Source organism: Pseudomonas sp. KBN10P06128 (assembly GCF_037574945.1).
GTDB lineage: Bacteria > Pseudomonadota > Gammaproteobacteria > Pseudomonadales > Pseudomonadaceae > Pseudomonas > Pseudomonas aeruginosa.
The window spans coordinates 6469280-6483651 of sequence record NZ_JBBELR010000001.1; the positions used below are offsets into that span (position 1 = coordinate 6469280).

At 64.4% G+C, this 14372-nt stretch carries 12 protein-coding genes; 2 read left to right on the forward strand and 10 right to left on the reverse strand.

Annotation, left to right across the window (positions count from 1 at the left end; genetic code table 11):
* Positions 1-21: 21 nt before the first annotated feature.
* The 4 genes from VQ065_RS30170 to algZ form a co-directional block, all read right to left on the reverse strand.
* Positions 22-777, reverse strand: a complete 756-nt coding sequence (locus VQ065_RS30170) for a uroporphyrinogen-III synthase (protein WP_003096395.1) — start codon at positions 775-777, stop codon at positions 22-24.
* Positions 774-1715 carry a hydroxymethylbilane synthase gene (hemC, locus tag VQ065_RS30175; protein ID WP_003096396.1) on the reverse strand — a complete coding sequence of 314 codons (942 nt, stop codon included), beginning with the start codon at positions 1713-1715 and terminating at the stop codon, positions 774-776. The genes VQ065_RS30170 and hemC overlap by 4 nt, the downstream gene beginning before the upstream one ends.
* Before the next feature lie 108 nt (positions 1716-1823).
* Positions 1824-2570 carry an alginate biosynthesis regulator AlgR gene (algR, locus tag VQ065_RS30180; protein WP_003096397.1) on the reverse strand — a complete coding sequence of 249 codons (747 nt, stop codon included), beginning with the start codon at positions 2568-2570 and terminating at the stop codon, positions 1824-1826.
* Positions 2571-2574: 4 nt separating this feature from the next.
* Positions 2575-3651, reverse strand: coding sequence for an alginate biosynthesis two-component system sensor histidine kinase AlgZ (gene algZ / locus VQ065_RS30185; protein ID WP_003096404.1), 1077 nt, complete (start codon positions 3649-3651; stop codon positions 2575-2577).
* 224 nt (positions 3652-3875) lie between these two features.
* Here algZ and argH point away from each other — a divergent pair, with 224 nt between their 5' ends.
* Complete coding sequence (gene argH / locus VQ065_RS30190; RefSeq protein ID WP_003096405.1) at positions 3876-5270, forward strand: argininosuccinate lyase; 1395 nt, start codon at positions 3876-3878, stop codon at positions 5268-5270.
* Between the two features lie 143 nt (positions 5271-5413).
* Here the strand turns inward: argH and VQ065_RS30195 are convergent, their stop codons facing one another.
* The 6 genes from VQ065_RS30195 to VQ065_RS30220 form a co-directional block, all read right to left on the reverse strand.
* Complete coding sequence (locus VQ065_RS30195; RefSeq protein ID WP_019485038.1) at positions 5414-6037, reverse strand: hypothetical protein; 624 nt, start codon at positions 6035-6037, stop codon at positions 5414-5416.
* Positions 6038-6615: 578 nt separating this feature from the next.
* Positions 6616-9885 carry a hypothetical protein gene (locus tag VQ065_RS30200; RefSeq protein WP_003096407.1) on the reverse strand — a complete coding sequence of 1090 codons (3270 nt, stop codon included), beginning with the start codon at positions 9883-9885 and terminating at the stop codon, positions 6616-6618.
* Positions 9882-11957, reverse strand: coding sequence for a type VI secretion system Vgr family protein (locus VQ065_RS30205; RefSeq protein ID WP_003096409.1), 2076 nt, complete (start codon positions 11955-11957; stop codon positions 9882-9884). The genes VQ065_RS30200 and VQ065_RS30205 overlap by 4 nt, the downstream gene beginning before the upstream one ends.
* Before the next feature lie 195 nt (positions 11958-12152).
* The gene (locus VQ065_RS30210) at positions 12153-12671 is read right to left on the reverse strand and encodes an Hcp family type VI secretion system effector (protein ID WP_003083317.1); all 519 of its coding nucleotides are present in this window, start codon (positions 12669-12671) and stop codon (positions 12153-12155) included.
* A gap of 51 nt (positions 12672-12722) precedes the next feature.
* Positions 12723-12914 (reverse strand): hypothetical protein, encoded by a 192-nt coding sequence (locus VQ065_RS30215; RefSeq protein ID WP_123788632.1) that lies wholly within the window; start codon positions 12912-12914, stop codon positions 12723-12725.
* A 49-nt stretch (positions 12915-12963) separates the two neighbouring features.
* Positions 12964-13944, reverse strand: a complete 981-nt coding sequence (locus VQ065_RS30220) for a magnesium transporter CorA family protein (RefSeq protein ID WP_003096411.1) — start codon at positions 13942-13944, stop codon at positions 12964-12966.
* A 101-nt stretch (positions 13945-14045) separates the two neighbouring features.
* On the opposite strand from VQ065_RS30220, the gene VQ065_RS30225 reads away from it, so the two are divergent.
* On the forward strand, positions 14046-14321 hold the full coding sequence (locus tag VQ065_RS30225) for a hypothetical protein (RefSeq protein WP_003096413.1): 276 nt from the start codon (positions 14046-14048) through the stop codon (positions 14319-14321).
* Positions 14322-14372: the final 51 nt, after the last annotated feature.

Here is a 14372-nt window from a genome sequence, read left to right on the forward strand (position 1 = left end):
CATCCTTTGGTCAAGAAAGTTCTAGGCGGCGCTCGTCAGGGCCGCCAGCAAGGCCGGCGCGCTCGCGCCCCGGCAATCAATCACCCGTTGCGCACCCAGTTCGCGCGCCATCTCGGCGACCCGCGGGCTGGGTACGAACAGCGGCAACCGGCCTATCTCGGGCCAATCGGCTGCCGCCAACTGATACAGATTTTGCAAACCCTGTCCACTGCTGACCACCAGGCCGTTCAGGCGTTCCGCCCGCACCCTTGCCAGCAGCTCTCCGGCCGGATAGTCCGGAGCCCGGCGCCGGTAGAGTGGCAGGTAGTCCACCTGCACGCCTTGGCCGCGCAGGCGCTCGGCGAGGAATTCTCGGCCACCTTCGCCGCGCATGATCAGCACTTTCGGATCGTGCACGCGCAGGGAATCCTGGAGCGCCGGCAGCGCCAGCAACGCTTCGCTGTCGTCGCCCTGTTCAGGGTAGGTTACGTCGAGGCCGTAGGCCTCGAGGATCGCCGCGGTCGCCGCGCCGACGCTGCACCAGGTCTGCTGCGGCGGCTGCGGCCAGTAGCGGTCGAGCCGCTCCAGCCCCAGGCGCGCCGCCGGCTTGCTGACCACCACCACCGCGCAGTAGCGGTCCAGGTCGAGCATCAGCGTACGCTGCTCCGGGGTTTCTTCCAGCGGATCGATCGCCAACAGCGGCAGGCTACTGCTATGGACGCCCGCCTCGCCGAGGCTGGCGGCCAGGGCCGCGCACTCCTCGTCGGGGCGCGTCAGCAGGAGCCGCCAGCCGCTCACGGATGTCCGGCCTCGCCGTAGACGGCTTCGAGAATCGCTTCGGCGCCCTGCTCCAGCAGGTCCTCGGCCACCCGCACGCCCAGCGCCTCGGCTTCCGCCAGTGGCGCCCGCCCCTCGGCGCGCAGCAACTGGGTGCCATCAGGCTGGCCGACCAGGCCGCGCAGCCACAGCTGGTCGCCCTCGCGGATGGCGTAGCAGGCGATCGGCACCTGGCAACCGCCGTTGAGCCGCTTGTTCAGCGCGCGCTCGGCAGTGACCCGCAGAGCCGTGTCGGTATGGTGCAAGGGTTCCAGCAAGGCATGCAGGTCGCTGTCGGCAGTACGGCATTCGATGCCGACGGCGCCTTGTCCGCCGGCGGGCAGGCTGTCGTCGACATTGATCGAGGAGCGGATGCGCGACTCGAAGCCGAGGCGGATCAGGCCGGCGGCGGCGAGGATGATCGCGTCGTATTCGCCGGCATCCAGCTTGGCCAGGCGGGTATTGACGTTGCCCCGCAGGAAACGGATCTGCAGGTCCGGCCGGCGCGCCAGCAGCTGCGCCTGGCGGCGCAGGCTGGAGGTGCCGACCACGCTGCCGGCGGGCAGTTGCTCGAGGCTGGCGTAGGTGTTCGAGACGAAAGCGTCACGCGGGTCTTCGCGCTCGCAGATGGTGTAGAGGCCGAGCCCCTCGGGAAAGTCCATCGGCACGTCCTTCATCGAATGCACCGCGATGTCGGCGGCGCCTTCGAGCAGGGCGGTTTCCAGTTCCTTGACGAACAGGCCCTTGCCGCCGATCTTCGCCAGCGGTGCGTCGAGCAGCTTGTCGCCGCGACTGGTCATCGGCAGCAGGGTGACGGTCAGGCCAGGATGAGCCTGCTCCAGGCGCGCCTTGACGTATTCGGCCTGCCACAAGGCGAGGGCGCTCTGGCGAGTGGCGATGCGGATTTCGCGGGACGACATGGGATATTCCGTGCACAGGGATGCGCCCATGATAACAGTTCGAACCCGAGTGCGCGGACGCTGGGCCCGATAGCCGCACCCGGGTCGCTGGCGAACCGCCGACCGCCGTCAGAGCTGATGCATCAGACGCCTGACCCCGGCCACGTGCCGCCGGCTGACGGTCAGTGCATCGCCGTCGAGGCCTTTCAGGTAGAGCTGGAAATGCCCCAGCGGCGTACGCTGCAGGCGTTCGATCCGTTCGCGGGCGACCAGCGCGTTGCGGTGGATGCGCACGAAGCGCTCGCCGAACTCGTCTTCCAGCGCCTTCAACGGCTCGTCCAGCAGCACCTCGCCCTGCGCATGACGCAAGGTCACGTACTTGTGGTCGGCAATGAAGAAGATCACCTCTTCCAGCGGGATCAGCTCGATCCCCTTGCGGGTCCGCGCACTGATGTGGCTGCGCGGACCGCTGCCGCCGGAGGCTGGGGGCTTGGTCAGCGCGGCCAGTTGCACGCGGTTCGGTCGCGAGGCTTTCTTCAACGCCTCGGCCAGGTCTTCGCTGCGCACCGGCTTGACCAGGTAGCCCACGGCGCTGACCTGGAAGGCTTCCAGGGCGAATTCGTCATGGGCCGTGCAGAAGATCACAGCCGGCGGCGCTTCCCGCTCGCAGAGTCTGGCCGCGACCTGGAGGCCGTCCAGACCGGGCATGCGGATATCCAGCAGGACGATATCGGGCTTGAGGCTGTCGATCAGCGTCAGCGCTTCTTCGCCATTGCTGGCCGAGGGCTCGAGGACGCGATAGCCGTCCAGTTGCCCTACCAATCGGGCCAGGCGCTCTCGCGCCAGAGGTTCGTCATCGACAATCAGGACATTCATAAGCTCAGGCTTCCTGCATGAGTCGCGCACATGGATAGCGTAGACAGGTGTAGTGCCGTCCGTCACGGCGCTCGACGCTGAGACTCGCTTTAGGCCCGAAAAGTGCCCCAAGTCGTGCATCGATATTGTGTAACGCCTGTCGCGTGCCTTTCGACGGGGGCGACTCGAGCGCCTCGTCGTAGGGGTTGCTCACACATAGCTGGAACACTCCTTCACGATAAACCGCCTCGACCTGCACCAGGCCACCTTCGACCCGCGGCTGGATGCCATAGATAAGCGCATTTTCCAGCAGCGGCTGCAAGGTCAGTTGGGGGATCGGCAGGTTGGCCGGCACCCCGTGCACCTGCCAGTCCAGTTGCAGGCGATCGCCAAGACGATACTGCTCAATGGAAAGATAGCGCCTTGCCAGCGCCAGTTCCTCCTCCCAGGAAACTAAAGTGCCGGGCTTCGCCAGGCTGGCCCGGAACAGGTCGGACAGGTCCAGCACCGCATGCTCGGCCTTCAGCGGGTCCAGCTCGATCAGGCTGGCGATGCTGTTCAGGCTGTTGAACAGGAAGTGCGGGCGAATCCGCGCCTGCAGCGACTCCAGGCGCGCCTGCAACTCGGCCTGCTGCTGCCGGCGCCACTGGCTCTGCAGGTAAAAGTAGCGCAGCACCAGGGCGGACATGATCAGCGCGATCAGCGCGTGCCGCAGATACAGATTGACCTCGCCGGCACGCGTCAGTTCTCCGCCCAGCTGATAGTGCTCGGCGACCGCCGTGCAGCCCAGGGTGAGGGCCACCACCAACAGGCAGCAGGCACTCCCCGCCAGCGCCACCGGCAGGCGCGCGAGCAATGGCCGCAGGCGGCAGAACAGCGCCGCCGAGAGCAGTACGATCCACTGCACGAACAGCGACGCCAGGGCCAGGCGCACCCAGTTGAAGCTCGGCGTCATCGGCTCCGCCAGCACCAGCACCAGCACCAGCAGCTCCGCCAGCAGCACCAGGGTGAACAGGGCTTCGGCTTCGCAGAGCTCGGGAATGAAGAAGTCGTCTTGGACGGCCGGCCGGGTCGAGCGGCCGGGCTTGAATCGGATAGGCATCGACAGAGTTTCCGCAAGGCCCGTGGCGCCCGCAAGACAGCCGCGGGCGTACGGGCGAAATAAAGCACCGAAATGCCATCTGCCGCAAAAAACCGCGAAACAGCGCTCGTTCCGGCTTCGTCGACGAGCCGCCGGTTTTTCCTCCCGGCCTGCTATCATCGTCGCACTTTGCCCGTCACGCAGGCCGCGCGGCCTGTCCGTTTCTTGTTGCAGCGAGAGATACCATGAGCGTAGAGAAGACCAACCAGTCCTGGGGCGGCCGCTTCAGCGAGCCCGTCGACGCCTTCGTCGCCCGTTTCACCGCCTCCGTCGACTTCGACAAGCGTCTCTACCGCCACGACATCATGGGTTCCATCGCCCACGCCACGATGCTGGCCAAGGTCGGCGTGCTGAGCGACGCCGAGCGCGATGCGATCGTCGACGGCCTGCAACAGATCCAGGCGGAAATCGAAGCCGGCAGCTTCGACTGGCGCGTCGACCTGGAAGACGTGCACATGAACATCGAGGCGCGCCTGACCGACCGCATCGGCGTCACCGGCAAGAAGCTCCACACCGGCCGCTCGCGCAACGACCAGGTGGCCACCGACATCCGCCTCTGGCTACGCGACGAGATCGACATCATCCTCGCCGAGATCACCCGCCTGCAGGAGGGCCTGCTGGGCCTGGCCGAAGCGGAAGCCGACACCATCATGCCCGGTTTCACCCACCTGCAGACCGCCCAGCCGGTGACCTTCGGCCACCACCTGCTGGCCTGGTTCGAGATGCTCGGCCGCGACTACGAGCGCCTGGTCGACTGCCGCAAGCGGGTCAACCGCATGCCGCTCGGCTCGGCGGCCCTGGCCGGCACCACCTACCCGATCCAGCGCGAGATCACCTGCCAGTTGCTGGGCTTCGACGCGGTTGGCGGCAACTCCCTGGACGGCGTCTCCGACCGCGACTTCGCCATCGAATTCTGCGCCGCCGCCAGCCTGGCGATGATGCACCTGTCGCGCTTCTCGGAAGAGCTGGTGCTGTGGACCAGCGCGCAGTTCCAGTTCATCGACCTGCCCGACCGCTTCTGCACCGGCTCCTCGATCATGCCGCAGAAGAAGAACCCCGACGTGCCGGAGCTGGTACGCGGCAAGTCCGGCCGGGTGTTCGGCGCCCTCACCGGCTTGCTGACCCTGATGAAGGGCCAGCCGCTGGCCTACAACAAGGACAACCAGGAAGACAAGGAACCGCTGTTCGACGCCGCCGACACCCTGCGCGACAGCCTGCGCGCCTTCGCCGACATGGTCCCGGCGATCCGGCCCCGGCGCGAGATCATGCGCGAGGCGGCACGCCGCGGTTTCTCCACCGCCACCGACCTGGCCGACTACCTGGTGCGCAAGGGCCTGCCGTTCCGCGACTGCCACGAGATCGTCGGCCACGCAGTGAAGTACGGCGTGGACAGCGGCAAGGACCTCGCCGAGATGAGCCTCGACGAACTGCGCCGCTTCAGCGAGCAGATCGACGCCGACGTCTTCGACGTGCTGACCCTGGAAGGCTCGGTCAACGCCCGCGACCATATCGGCGGCACCGCGCCGAACCAGGTCCGTGCCGCCGTCGCCCGCGGCAGAAAACTGCTGGCACAGCGCTGAAGTCGCGCCCAGTGCCCGGCAGACCTCCCTGTCCTACCCGAGACTTGATCGCACGGCGGGACAGGAACGCCCTTGTAGGTCGACAGCCACTCTAGTGAAAGTCCTTCTTCGCTAACCGGTCGCAATGGCGGAATAACTCAGCATCAGTGCTCATCATTGAAATCATCGGCCCTGGGCGTGGCAAAAATGCCCTTGGCTTCCTGGCGCCGGTAATAGGCTTCGATGCTTAGCCCGGGATCGATGCGCGCCCTGACGATGCAGGGCTGCTGTTGCCAGGGATACCCATGCAGGCGTCGGTCCAGCTCCTTGCGCTCCTTGGCTGGCCAGCCCTGGTAGGTGCGCTTGCGCCAGTAATGGGGATCGCGTCCGGTATGCCGATCATGCTCGGCGGTGACCGGATCTAAGGGGCGGCTCGGCTCCAGGACCGGCAGGTCGGGCAACGGCTGGGTCACGTCCATGTAGCGTTGCAGGCAGTCCCAGAAGGCCAGGGCATTGGCCTTGTCGAGACCGAGGGAGTGGACGCGGGTGGCCAGACAGACCTTGTTGTCGGTATAGCGGTGATGCAGCCAGAGCGCATAGTCGTGGCTGCCGTAGCCACTGGGGAGCAATTGCAGCACCGGATCGAACTCGTCGAAGGGAGCGACGAACAGGCGGCGAAAGCGACGCTTGAAGCGGAGCATGCCGTCCAGGCGATTGAATTCACTGCCATCGTGCTTGAAGACTTTGCTGTAGAGCCAAAGGATGGCGTTGAAGCCGACTGCACCCATAAAATAAGTAGATACGCCTATCCAAATTGCTATTTGCAAACCATTGGTTCCAAATATTGTTCCATACTGGTACAAAGCCAATGGGATTGAGAATAAAAAACCCGAAATCTGAATAACGTGAAGATACTTTTTATTCGAAAGAAAGGCGACCATGGATATTACTGAAACAGCCACCACAAAGAATGAGCAAACCAAGGTGTAGAGTTGCTGCATGTCCCTCCTCCACTCTCCGGTGGCTTCTCCCATTATGCCAACCCCCAAAGCAATCCATACAAAAAAATAGCACAGCATCCTAAGCGTGAATATTATATAAGGAATTCTGCTGGAATTCTGAAACTGCCAACGCATAGAGTTGCAATATGCCTTAGCACCTCCAACCTCTGACTTATCCTCAGTCCCGATCGAAAGCTGCCCTACAATCTCCATTTCCGGATCTAGATTGGCATAGTTCCCAAAGGCAAGATGGGTGTCAAAAATACCATTACGGTTAGACTCCTCCTTCCACCTTGGCGGCGGTAAAGAGTCGTTGACTTCACTGCGATAAGCACTGGCTGAGTACGTGGCATCCATGTGTACGGTCATACGTTGAACTCACTGTTCTCTATCAACCAATAAGGTGGCGCAGCATGTGGGCCCAAGTCATCCGGGGGAAGGTACCGATTGGCGGATGTGAATGCACTCCAACTCTTCGGGCTGGGTTGAGGCAGGACAAGCCGCTCCTCAGGCTGGTCGGCATTGAGTTCGAACTGTGCGCTGATCTTCAAACCCTGGGTCATGCGCACGCTATAGCGGGCCCGAGGAGACAACTGCGGAATCGGTAGGCTGGCCGGCAGCACGTAGAGCACGCTGGCAGCATCCAACGGCAAGGCTTCGAGCTTGGCGGGGCCCGCGGGGACCCGATGGTAGCGCTTGACGCCGAACAGGGTGCCCGGATCGATCGGCAAGCTGCTGAGAAACTCCTGGGCCACCAGGCGGAACGCCTGCTGGCCATTCTCGAACATGGCCAGGAGCGGGGAACTCAGCACCACGGCCCAATCGTTTGCCTCCAGCGCCTGCAACTTGGGGTCGATGCAGGATAGCGCAGTGCGGCTGACCGCTTGGCGACCCCGTTCCGCTTCCTGCAAGACAGATCGATGCGCCGCCGGCGCCAATTTGCGCCAGTCTTCCAGGCGATGGACAAAGACCCGCGGATGGCCGAGGACTCCCAGCAATTGGCGATAGGCCGTTTGCGGGTCTTTCAGATGGACGAAGCGCTGGTCCTGGCCCATCAGCGAATCGAGCAGGCCAGCCTCGGCGAATTGCCGGCCGAAGGGGCCTTTCTTGACGATGGTTTCCGCATCGCTGTCAGTCAGTAGATTAGCGACCACAGTGCCTCCGATCGCCAAAACCGCACCAGCCAGCAAAGCATAAGGGTTTACTATCCATCCTAGGACGTAGGCACCCCACAGGCCCCCACCCACTGCGGCCACACCGTAGGCTGCAGCCGCATCGCTATCTCCCTGCCTCAAAGCTCGGTAGCCATCCCATACACTGATGCCTGCACCAAATAGTGTGGCTGCGCCACCAAGCCCACGTAGCAACCCTAACTTAGGGCTGCCGGTTTGAACTTCTAGATTCCTGGCCCACCGAGGGGATATTTGGGCTACCGATATACGTGGGGTTTCTAGATACTTTGCAGTAGATGGTCCGAAAAGCAGCTTTGCATGGCTTCCTCCAGCGGCTGTTAAATCGATTACTGCACCGACAGCCCCGATCGTTCCTCTGTGCTTTTCTCCACTGTCTATAAAGCCACTGTGTGCCTGCACCTGCACATTCAAGTTATAAATCGCAAACCCCAGCATCATCGTCGGCACGATGCGAGTGTTCTCCATCACCTGGGTCAACGTGCCTAACTGCGTACGGAATTTCGTGTAGGCAAGCAGGTCCGGGTGATCCTTGGGTACCGCCACCACCATGACGTTGCGCAGGTTGGCGCGACTCATGCCGGTGCCGCGGGGACTGGTGCCGGCCAGGGGATTGCCGGCACCGTCCTGGACGATGGCGCGCCGATAGCTCTTGCGCCTCAGTTCCTGGCGCTCGACCTCGGTCAGACCGTTGCGCAGGCCGGCTCCGCGCACGCCGACGACAACCATGTCGAGCGGTACCTGACCGTCGGGCAGCAGGCGGATACCTTTCATCTTCACCGAGAGGGCGCTGAGAGTATTGAAGGTCGGTGCGAACAAGCGGTCGAGCTGGATCTGGGTGGCGCCCTGGGACAGCCGGCCGAGTTGCTCGACTACGCTGGCGCCGAACACGTCCAGCAGGTCGCCGAGGAAGTAGGCGAGGCTCTTGCCGGCGCTGGGCTGGTCGACCTCGCCCAGCAGACTGGCTCCCAGCATCAGCGTGCTGAGGCCCATCGCGTCGGGGTCCGGTGTCCGTGGGCTATCGCGCAACGCCTGCAGGCGCCGAACCGGCTCGGGAAGTTGTCCTTCGTCCTTGGCCAGGAGCATGGCACCAAGCGGGTGGCTGGCCTGCAGAACCGTGCTGACCACCCGCTCGACATGGGCCGCCAGCGCCCGGTAGGCGGTACCGCTGTACAGTGCGTCGCAGCGGTCGGGAAGCTGGTTCAGCGCAGCCAGTGCCTCGCTCATCAGGCTGTAGGGCTCCAGCAGGGCTTCGTCGCACTGGTGGGTCCAGTCCTGCAACACCGGGTGCAAGGGGCCTTCAAGCAGGGCGACCAGATGCTCGACCTGATGCGTCAGGTGGATCCGGCAAGACTGTCGCTCCTCGGCGAAGATCGCCTCGTCCAGTTCGGCCTGATCGACCTCGCCCCTGAGCTTGGCGAGCGGGCCGTCGAGCATGTTGCTCAGCACCTGTGCATAGCGTCCGTTGGGACGGTGCGGCAGCAGTGCATTGAGGCTGCGCAAGTAGGCAGCGCAGTGGCGCGCCTGCGCCGCAGCGTGGCGCAAGGCGAACAGCGAGTCGTCGAGCATCAGCCCGATGAGGTTGGGATGGCCACGCAGCTTGAGGGTTTCCAGTACGTCCTCTCCGGCCTCCAGAGTAGGTAGCGCAGAGGGCGGAGCCTGCTTCAGCAGGGGCGCCAATTCCTGCTGGCGTCGCTGCAACTGGCACACCAGCGACTCTTCGCGAAAGGCGGCGAACGCAGGTGTGAATTCCGCCGGGTCTTCCAGCGCGCTCTCGACGTTGAAGTCGCGAGGTCGCAAACCCTGGGCGTGATGATCAATGACCAGCGCGGGATGATGGATGGAGGCTTTCCAGTGCTGGTTGGCCACCGAGGCGTTCCAAGCGGACGCCATCTGCTGGCAGCGCCGGTTGACCCGCTGCGGGTCCTCCTCCAGCCAGTCGATGTACGACCAAGGCCAGGGAGTTTCGCTATAGGCCATGGTGTAGCGTGGGATCACGAACTGCCCCTTGACCAGCACCGGCACCAGGATCAGCGCTTGTGTCTTGCCTACGGCCGGACGCTTGTCCGCACGCTGGCTGCGCCCCTGCAGGAGGTCGACTTCAAACAGGTTGCCCTTGCCATCACACTCCAGTTCGCGCCACAGCTTGCCGTCCTGGAACAGGTAGATCCGTCCCGCCCGCGGTAGCGCGCCGGCGGGCAGCTGGTCGCCATAACCGGCCTTGCCCAGCGTTGGCAGGCGCACCAGCGGCATCACGGCCAGGAAGGTGTTCTGCTGGATACGCTCGTGCTCCTCATGGCCGAGCATATCGCTGGCCACCGGAATCTGCAGGATACCGCCGTCCTGTCGCTCGACGTTCAATGCCAGTCGTGCACGCCGATCGTTCTGGTAGGCGGTGCGCTTGCGCACGCCTTCGTCGATACTCTGGTCCTGGAATCCGCTCATGCCTCGCTCTCCGGTGGCAACAGTACGACCTGGCTTCCTTGCGCCGGGTCTCCCCAGACATCGACGATCAGTTGTTCCGGCCCCTTCCGCTCGGAACGGCTACGCGCCGGGTTGTCCAGTACCTGGCCCACTGTCGCCGCATCCGCGTCGAGCGGCGGCCCCGGCAACAGCGGCGCCGCGCCGCTGCCGCTGCCCGGGCTGCCGCCGGAGTTGACCCGGACGTTGGCCCCGGAGAGGGTCACGCCGCTGGCGTCGAGCTTGAGGAAGCTGCCACCGCCCTTGAGGGTCAGTTCGGCGCCGGCCTCCAGCACCACCTTCAGGCCGCTGCTCAGGTGGATCTCCTGGCCGGCCTCGACAAACTGGCCGCTGGCGATCTTCAGGTGCTGGTCGTTGGCTACGGTGAGGTGGTCGCTGGCGCGGACCTCCACCTTGCGCTCGGCGTGGGTGGTGCGGTGTTCCTCGGCCTTGAACTCGCTGTAGCTGTTCGCCTTCACGGTGTCGTGGCGTTGGTGACCGACGCGGATCTTCTGGTCGTGCTCGATGTTTTCGTCCCAGTCGCGCTGGGCATGGACGAAGATCTGCTCCTGGCCCTTGCGGTCCTCGATGCGCAGCTCGTTGTAGCCACCGCCGCCAGGGCTGCTGAGGCTCTTGAAGACGCTGCGGGTCTTGTGCCCCGGCAGTTCGTAGGGCACCGGATGTTCCCTGTGGAACAGGCAGCCGGTGACCAGCGGCTGGTCGGGGTCGCCTTCGAGGAAGGTCACCAGCACCTCCATGCCGACCCGCGGGATGGCGATGGCGCCGTAGTTCCTTCCCGCCCAGCCGGAGGCAACGCGTAACCAGCAACTGCTGCTGTCGTCGGCCTGGCCCTCGCGATCCCAGTGGAATTGCACCTTCACCCGACCGTAGCGGTCGCAGTGGATTTCCTCGCCCTTCGGACCGGTCACCACCGCGCTCTGCGTGCCGAGGATGCGCGGCTTCGGCGGTGTCAGCGGAGGACGGAAGAACGCCTCCCAGGGCGTGGCCTGGAAGCGGTTGCGGTAACCCTGCCGGAAGTCGTCCGGGCTCGCCGAGGTGTCGGAGACGATGCTTTCTTCCAGCACCTGCGGCTGCCGCCCCTCGTGAATCACCTCGGTGAGCAGCCAGAGGTCGTTCCAGCCCGCCTGGGGATGGGCGGCCAGCGGCAGGAAGTGGCCGCTGAGCAGCAACGGTTGGTCGCTGCGGCCCTCGGCCAGGCGGTAGTCGCTGCGCTGCCGTTCGAGGGCACGCCTGGCCAGGTGCTTGCCGCGCTCGCGGTCGACGAAGCGACCGGGATAGTCGTAGTCCTCGAGGTCCGGCCGGGCTTCGCCGCGGGCGGCGCTTTCCAGCGTCAGGCGCGGTTTCTCGAAGTCGTAGTCGCGGCGGGTGACGCGGCTGGTGCGGGTTTCCAGGCGTACGCCGAAGCGCTTGACCGCCGGCCGGTCGGCGACCAGGCCGGAGTCCTGCTGGTAGGCCACCGGCGCGAGCCGCGGGAACACCGTCTGGTCGTCGCCGAACACCAGCAGGTGCGCCGTGGCGCTGTGCTGGAAATGAAAGTGGATGCCCTCCTCGCAGCACAGGCGCTGGACGAACTGCAGGTCGCTCTCGTCGTACTGCACGCAGTATTCGCGCTCGGGGTAGCGGGTGCCGAGCTGGAAGCGGTAGGCGTCGGCGAGGATGCCGTGTTCCTCCAGCACCCGGCCGACGATCTGCGGCACCGTGAGATGCTGGAAGATGCGCTGGTTGGTGCGTTGGGCGAGGTAGGCCAGTTGCGGGACGAGGGTGATGCGGTAGCGGGTCAGGCGCTTGCCCGAGTCGCCCTGTCCGGCGCTGCGCACCAGGCCGTGGATACCGTTGCCGGCGGGCCCGAGGGTAAGGAAGGCGGGTTTGTGCAGCAGGCTTTCGAGGTCCGGCACGGGGCGTTCGCCGACCAGCTCCAGGTCGAAGGCGAACGGCTGGCTGATGGCTTCGCGGCCGCTGAAGGAGAGCACCTGCAGGTCGAGGGCGAGGCCGTCGATGGCGAGGCTGAAATGGGTCTGGTTGGCTGCTGCGAACATCCGTTGTCCCTCACTGGCGCAAGCGACCGATTCGATTGTCCTGCCTGGCGCGGGCGAGACAAGGGCGCGCAGGCTCGATCGGAAGCTGCCTACAACAAAGCGGCATCGACCCGGCGCGGGCTTTCCTGGCCACGGCGCTATGGGTCATCGAGGGCACGACGGCCAGCGAGGCTGGCCGCGTGCGGCGGTCGCGGCTCAGCCGGCGACCGGGGAGCGCCAGTCGTCGGAGCCGGAGGTGCCGGAGACTTCGTGGGTCCAGGTGATCTTGCGGTAGGTGAAGTGCACGTCTTCCAGGTGGGTGAAGTGGGCGTTGCCCGGGTCCTGGCAGTTGTGCATGTAGTCCTTGATGTCGACGATGATCGCGTCTTCCAGGACGGTGGTGTAGTAGTGCTCCTGGGTGCCGGCGGCGGAGGTGCGGTACCACTGGATCTCGACCTTGGTCAGGCGCTCACCGGAGGTCAGGGCGGCCAGCAGCAGCGGCGAGGCCTTGTCGAAGACCTTGGTGATGACCACCGGCTTGTGCACGCGCTGGCCGGTCGGCTGGCCGGACTGCGGATCGCGCGGGATGATCACTTCGTGGTTGAAGCCCTGGACCATCACCTGGTCCTCGTGGCCTTCCTGGTAGGTGTTGCCGACCGAATCCTCGGTGAAGGCGCCGGCGGTGATCAGGCCCTGCTTGGTGCCGGTGATGGACATATAGGCGGGTGTTGCCATGGATGCATTCCTTGTCAGTGGTAGCCGGGACGACATGTCCTGGTGCGGCAGCTACCCAACAAGCTTCGTGCCAATAAAATATTTACCTTTTAAATCAAACTCTTGAAGAATCTCCCGGCCCGCACGAACGCTTTCCCCTGGGTTTACCCCGAAAAAGTGAGCAAGTTGTTGCACAGTGCTATGCAAGAACTTGCTCACTTCATCGAAGACCCCGTCAGGCCTTGGCCCCAGCGTGGTATCCACAGCTTTTCCCGAAGTTATCCAGCAAAAAGTTGCACACCTGCCGACTGCCTCAGAGCCAGTTCTTGAACTTGAACCAGAGGTACGGAAGGATCGCCGATACCACCATCATCCCCAGCGCCATCGGATAGCCGATGGACCAGTCCAGCTCGGGCATGTCCTTGAAGTTCATGCCGTAGACGGTGCCCACCAGGGTCGGCGGCAGGAACAGTACGGCGGCGATGGAGAACACCTTGATGATGCTGTTCTGCTCGATGTTGATCAGGCCAAGGGTCGCGTCGAGGAGGAAGTTGATCTCGGTGGACATCTTCGCCAGGTACTCGTCCAGCGAGCGCACGTCGCGCTCCACGGTCTTCGCCAGCACCTTCGCCGGCTCGGAAAGCCAGCCGTTGCAACCCTGGCGGAAATAGCTGTTCATCCGATTGATGCTGAGCAGGCTGTCGTTGAGCTTGGACAGCAGCGAGCTGCTGCGCCCGAGGTGCTTGATGATCTGCTGCAGGTCGGTCTTCGGCTTGCGGGTCTGGGCGGTGGACTCGGCGAAGATCTCCCGCGACATGCTGCTCAGTTGCCCCTGTACGGCCTCCAACACGTCGGCGATGCGGTCCACCAGGCTGTCCATCATCAGGGCGAATAACTGGGTGCTGCTGCGGTTGGCGTCGAGCTGGCGGATGCAGCGGTTCTCGAACTCGCGGAACGAACGCAGGTCGGCGTAGCGCACGGTAATCAGCCATTTCTCGCTGAGGACGAAGGTCACTTCCTCTGTGCTCGGCCGGTGCTCGGTGATCCCGCCGACCACCGAAGTGGTCATGTAGAGGACGTTGCCGTCCTCGTAGAAGCGCGACGAATCCTCGATCTCGGCCATCTCCTCGCGGGTCGGGATGTTCACCTGCAGGTGGGATTCGAGCAGGCGCTCCTCTTCGGGGGTCGGGTGATGCAGGTCGATCCACAGGGTGCCCGGCGGCAACCCCCGCTGGGCATCGTCGTGCTGGCGTCGCTCCAGGCGGTCGCCGGAAAGGATGTAATAGGTGATCATGTCGGGTATCGCTACCTTCGCGGCCATCCGTTGGCCAAGCAGGGTGGACAACTTCCCGCCGCCGCACAAGCGGTACTTTGCGCCAGAACGAGGAACGCCCGATGAGCGAACAGGACGACAACCAGGAAGACGGCTTCGCCGAGGAAAAACTGATCCAGGCCATCGAGAACCAGATCGAAAGCGAGAATCCGCCGGCGGCGCGCGCCGTGTTCAACAAGCTGACCCTGGTCGGCTACGAGCGCGACGAGGCACTGAGCATGATGGCCTACGTGCTGGCCCACGAGATCAACGCCATGCTCGCCGCCGACCGCGCTTTCGACAGCGCCGGCTACGAGCATGCGCTGCGTGCCCTGCCGACGTTGCCGGACGACGAATGAGCGGAGCCGGGCCGACTGGTGTCGGCGAATGCCCCTCGTATCCATACGGTT